The organism is Coprococcus intestinihominis, assembly GCF_040096555.1.
Classification (GTDB): Bacteria; Bacillota; Clostridia; order Lachnospirales; family Lachnospiraceae; genus Coprococcus_A; species Coprococcus_A intestinihominis.
On the sequence record NZ_JBBMEK010000202.1, the window covers coordinates 1 to 6153 of the forward strand.

Annotated in this window: 3 protein-coding genes and 1 pseudogene; all 4 read right to left on the bottom strand. The window is 43.7% G+C overall.

From position 1 onward, the window contains the following. Positions 1-415 (bottom strand): annotated as a pseudogene (locus WMO25_RS13455) (PCRF domain-containing protein); the annotation flags it as partial. Positions 416-500: 85 nt separating this feature from the next. Beyond that, positions 501-3104: a preprotein translocase subunit SecA gene (secA, locus tag WMO25_RS13460; protein WP_349085736.1), complete on the bottom strand. Its 2604-nt coding sequence runs from the start codon at positions 3102-3104 to the stop codon at positions 501-503. 339 nt (positions 3105-3443) lie between these two features. Next, on the bottom strand, positions 3444-3971 hold the full coding sequence (gene hpf, locus WMO25_RS13465) for a ribosome hibernation-promoting factor, HPF/YfiA family (protein WP_015513940.1): 528 nt from the start codon (positions 3969-3971) through the stop codon (positions 3444-3446). A gap of 680 nt (positions 3972-4651) precedes the next feature. Continuing rightward, positions 4652-6153: SH3 domain-containing protein (locus WMO25_RS13470; RefSeq protein WP_349085734.1), on the bottom strand; the 1502-nt coding region annotated here is incomplete at its 5' end.

Consider the following 6153-nt stretch of genomic DNA (forward strand, 5'->3'; position numbering starts at 1 on the left):
ACCACCGGCTCCGGCATGCAGTGTGACGATGGCATTGTCTCCATCATACTCTTCCGAAAGCAGTGTTTTAATTCTGAGATGTTCAAAACGTTTCTCAAAATCTGCCATGGCTTCCTGTACTTCCGGAATCAGGGATGCATCATTCTCTTCATAGCCCATCTCAAGAAGTGTTTCCACATCTTCCCATGCTGTCTCCAATCGATGGTATTCTTCAACTGTGTCTTTTAAATTCTTTAATTCTTTCATGGAGTTATTGGCTTTGTCGGCATTGTCCCAAAAACCCGGTTCCTCCATCATACGCTCTAATTCTTCGATCCTTGACTTCTTGCCAGCCAGGTCAAAGTGAATCCCCCACTTCTTTTAATGGTACGGCATAGCCGTTCAGAGCGAATTTAATCTGATCGAATTCGACCACCAAAATCACCTCTTTCTATAATCAGAACCTGTTTGCAGATTCTGGTGCGAAATCGTGTCTGCAAAGCAGGCACGATTCCAATTTATTACTGATTGCGTCCGCAACAGTTCTTATACTTAATCGGGCGTCCATCCGGATAGCACTTGCCGCATGGGCAAGGATCATTCGGCTGAACTTTCTTGTTCTTTCTCTGAACAGGTTTCTTTGGACCGGAATCATCCTTGTTCGTTCCTGTTACCTTCACTTCCTGTTTGCGCTCCACTTCAGGTTTCTTGCGGATGTGCAGCATGATCATCACGATATCCTTGGAAATCGCAGCAATCATCTCTTCAAACATCTCAATACCCGCATAACGGTATTCTACAACAGGGTCCTTCTGTGCATATGCCTGCAGAGAAATACTCTGACGTAACTGATCCATATCATCAATATGGCTCATCCACTTATTGTCAATGACTTTCAGCAGGAATACACGCTCTACTTCGCGGAATGTCTCCGCAGAGCCCGTCTCCTCTGTTATCTCCTGTTCCTTCTTTGCATACAGTTCCTTGACCTGTTCTGTCACTTCATCGATCAGACGTTCTGTCGTATAGCCTTTATAATCATCCTTGTTCATGGACAGTGGCTTAATCGGTGCGATTGGAAGCAATGTACGGTTCAGCAGCAGAAGATTCCATTCTGCCGGTGTCTGACCTTCATCAATAACATCATTGATCTCCGCTTTAACAACATCGCCAATCATACGGACAATCTCATCATGCATGCTCTCGCCCTTCAAGACACGGCGGCGCTCTTCATAGATCAATTCTCGCTGCTCATTGTTAACCTGGTCATATTCCAACAGGTTCTTACGAATAGCAAAGTTGTTGGACTCGATCTTCTTCTGTGCCTTCTCAACAGCATTGGAAAGCATCTTGTGTTCAATCGCCATACCATCTTCATGAGACAGTGCATTGAATACCTTCATCATCTTGTCAGAACCAAACAGACGCATCAGATCATCTTCAAGGGAAATGAAAAATCTTGTATCACCCGGATCTCCCTGTCGTCCGGCACGGCCTCGAAGCTGATTATCAATTCGTCTTGATTCATGACGCTCTGTACCGATAATCTTCAGACCGCCCAGTTCAGCCACACCATCCCCAAGCTTGATATCGGTACCACGACCGGCCATATTCGTGGCGATGGTCACCGCACCTCTTTCACCGGCATGTGCAACAATCTCCGCTTCCTTCTCATGGAACTTCGCATTCAGAACGGTATGCGGAATCCCCTCTTTTCTCAGACGGTTACTGATTTCTTCAGAGCCTTCGATGGTGATTGTACCAACCAGAACAGGCTGTCCCTTCTGATGGGTCTCAATAATCTCTTCAACAATGGCATTGATTTTCTCTCTGTGGGTACCAAATACCAGATCATCATGATCCACACGGATAACTTTCTTGTTTGGCGGGATCTCGATAACATCCAGACCATAGATCTCACGGAACTCTTCCTCTTCTGTCAGGGCAGTACCGGTCATGCCGGCTGTCTTGTTGTATTTATTAAAGAAGTTCTGCAGTGTGATCGTTGCCAGCGTGCGGCTCTCTCTCTTAACTTCTACACCTTCTTTTGCTTCAATCGCCTGATGGAGACCATCTGAATAGCGACGGCCCGGCATAATACGACCTGTAAATTCATCGACGATCAGTACTTCTCCATCCTTAACCACATAGTTCTTATCACGGAACATCAGATAATTGGCGCGAAGAGCCAATGTCATAACATGCTGGATCTCAAGGTTATCAGCATCAGCCAGATTGTTCAGATGAAAATACTCCTCTACCTTCTTGACACCCTGTTCTGTCAGAACAACATGTTTCTCTTTTTCATTGACAATGAAATCACCGGTCTCTTCAACTTCTTCACCCATCATGACTGTCATCTTGTTGATCTCGCCCTTACGCTCACCCTTTGTCATACGTTTGGCCAGATAATCACAGGTGTTGTAAAGTGCCGTTGACTTTCCGCTCTGACCTGAAATGATCAGCGGTGTTCTGGCTTCATCGATCAATACGGAGTCCACCTCATCGATGATCGCATAATTCAATTCACGCTGTACCAGCTGCTTCTCATAAACTGCCATATTGTCACGCAGATAATCAAAGCCAAGTTCATTGTTCGTCGCATAAGTAATATCGCACTGATAAGCCGCACGACGTTCGTCCGGATTCATACTGTTCAAAATGACGCCAACGCTCAATCCAAGAAAACGATGAACTTCACCCATCCACTCTGCATCTCGGTTGGCCAGGTAGTCATTGACTGTAACAATGTGAACACCCTTGCCCTCAAGTGCATTCAAATAGGCCGGCAATGTAGATACCAATGTCTTACCTTCACCAGTCTTCATCTCAGCGATACGACCCTGATGCAGGATCACGCCACCAATCAGCTGGACTCTGTAATGGCGCATGCCAAGTACACGGGTTGCTGCTTCTCTGACAACTGCATAAGCTTCCACAAGGAGATCATCCAATGTCTCTCCTTCAGACAGACGTTTCTTAAACTCATCTGTCTTCGCTCTCAGCTCTTCATCAGACAACTTTTCCATAGCAGAACCCATGGCTTCAATTTTATCAACGATTGGATATACTCTCTTCAGTTCTCTCTCACTGTGTGTACCCATAATCTTGCTGAAAATTCCCATATAGTTCTCTCCTAAAATCACTGAATTGTGCGCCCTCCTATATACTGTGTTTCTTCCTGTCCGGCGCACCCGAAACGTGTCTATAACGAATTTATTCTAACACTATATACTGCCATTTGCAAATAAAAAAAGCGTAAAAACTTCCGCATCCCCGATAAGAACCCCCGTTTGGTTCCCGGATAGACACAAAAAACCTCAAAAGGAGTTGTTCAATACAGGCACGTTCGCACTGCCATCACCTGTAATTTAAACAACTCCTTTTGAGGCTTTTGCCGATTATATACAACCGCACACTATTTATTCCCCATAGTATGCTTATACTCAATATTCAACACGGATTTAGTTCTCCGGTTCGATCAGACCGTATGTGTTGCCTTTTCTCTTATAAACAACATTGACTTCATTGGTCTGTGCATTGCGGAATACAAAGAATGAATGTCCGAGCAGTTCCATCTCAACACACGCTTCTTCAGGATCCAATGGCTTGATCGCAAACTTCTTCGTTCTGACGATCTTCACTTCCTCATCACCATCTGTCTCCATCTCAAGATACGCCGGTTGGAAGTTCTTTCTGCTGTTCTGCTGGTTCGCAATTCTTGTCTTGTACTTTCTCAACTGACGGACGATAATCTCTTCCACCAGATCTATGGATACATACATATTATCACTGGACTGTTCTGCACGGATTGTATGTCCTTTCACAGGAACTGTTACTTCAATCTTCTGACGCTGCTTCTCAACGCTTAACGTAACAATAATCTCTGTCTCAGGTGTAAAGTACTTCTCAAGCTTGCCTAACTTGTCGTAAATGGCTTCCTTCAATCCTTCTGTAACTGTGATATTGCGGCCGCTGATGATATAACGCATATAACCATCTCCTTCATCTATATTCCACTGAAATGAATCAGGGTCTTTCTGTCTTACAACTTGTAAAACTATAGCATTATTATACCATATATACCGATTCTTTCAAGTCAATTCATTAAATTTTCAAAAAATAAATGTATTTTTAGACTATTGGACGTATTTTATTTAGAATTTTTTGTGCCATTTTTATTATTATTTGTCAATACAAAAGTCAAGTATTTTCGCGTTTTTTTTCCTCAATTCGACACTTTTTACGTTTTATACAAAACATATATTTGCATAAGTGCTCAAGATATCCACCATTTTTTTATCCACAAACCTGTGGATAAAGTGGATAACTCTGTGTATAACTCAAAAATAGCGCCTTTTCAGTGTTTTTGCCTGTGGATAACCTGGTGATAACTTTTCACTTGTCCTCATCCTCTATCGGGCAACTTCGACATGTTTTGGCACAATTATTGTGCAATTCTCACAATTAGACATTTTTAAATTGTTTCACTCCCGAAATAATCAGAATTTCATCGAAAGTTTTCCATAAAACAATTGCTATTTTTCCATCTATTCACATAGCGTTGTCCTTTGTCGAATGATTGTTGAAAAACCGATCAAAGGAAAGAAAAAGAAAAACTGCATGCCCGCAGAATACTCTGCAAACATACAGTTTTTCTTTCGTATATTGATTAGATAATACGTTTTGCACACATTGGTGTTCTGTAGTACAGATCGGAAATGATAATTCCCTTTGATGGTGTACTTGCATGAACAACCTTGCCATTACCGATATAAATAACAACATGGCCGACGCCTTCGCTGTCACCATAGAATACAAGGTCACCAGGCTGAAGATCACTGATGGCTACAGATGTGCCAACAGTTGCCTGAATACTTGCACGTCTCGGAATGGAATAACCGAAATGCAGGTAAACCTGCTGTGTAAATCCTGAACAGTCAACACCATTTGTCAGGCTGTTGCCGCCATAGACATATGGATAACCGACATACTGTACAGCGAAGTCTGCAATCTGCTGGCCCAGTGAAGAGCTGGATGAAGTAGATGAAGCAGTTGTATTGCTTGTTACAGTTGGCTTGGTCGTCGTCAGATAATCACTCTTGATGTAACCTGTCTGACCGTTATAATCAACACGGCTCCAGCCGCTGCTTGTCTTGCCTGTTCGTGTAATGCTGCCGCCTGCTGCAAGTGTACCAATCTTATCCGCATCTGCTGATGCTTTGGCACGGATATTCACACCTGCTGTTGCATAAACGGTTTCTTTCACTTCTTCAATATCACTCTTAGAAGAGGAAGTATTGGATGAAGAAGATGTCTGATTGCTCTCAGTTACCTGAGGCTTTGTTGTTGTCAGATAATCACTCTTAATGTAACCTGTCTGACCATTGTAATCCACCTTACTCCAGCCATTGCTGTCTGATGTACGTGTAATGCTGTAGCCTGCGATCAGTGTACCGATAACATCCGCATCTGCTGATGCCTTGGCACGGATATTCACACCTGCTGTTGCATAAACAGTTTCTTTCGTTTCCTGCTTTTTCTCAGTTGTCTGCTGTGTACTGTCTGATGCTGCAGCCGGTTTCGTTGTTGTCAGGTACTCGCTCTTGATGTAGCCTGTCTGACCATTGTAATCCACCTTGCTCCAACCGTTGTCGCCAACGCCTGTACGTGTAATGCTGTAGCTTCCTACCAGTACATCCAGTTTATCTGCATCTGTCGATGCTGCTGAACGGATAGATACGGAATACGTTGCCCATACCGTTTCATTCACATCTGTATAAGAAGCAGCGGATGCTTTATCCTGCTGAGTCTTCTCTGGCTCTGCGGCTTTTGTTTCTGCTGTTTCAGTTTCAGCAGCCTTTGTCTCCGTCTCCGCTGTTGTCTCTTTCTCTGTTTCAGCTTCTGTTTCGGACGCTTCAGTCTCAGTAGTCTTTGTCTCTGCAGTCTCAGATTCCTTCTTCGTCTGCTCTTCATCAACAGAAACAGCCTCTTCGTATTGCACATCCAGAACAACTGAATCTGCCGGAATGTAACCTGTGTTGTCGCCAACCTTAACCTGTACCCACTGGCCATCGTCTGATGCTCCGAGCACTGTCAGCTTCTGATCCCACAAAACAGTTGTCACAATCTTGGCATCAGCTGAAGGTTCTTCGTACATATACATCTGCTCAC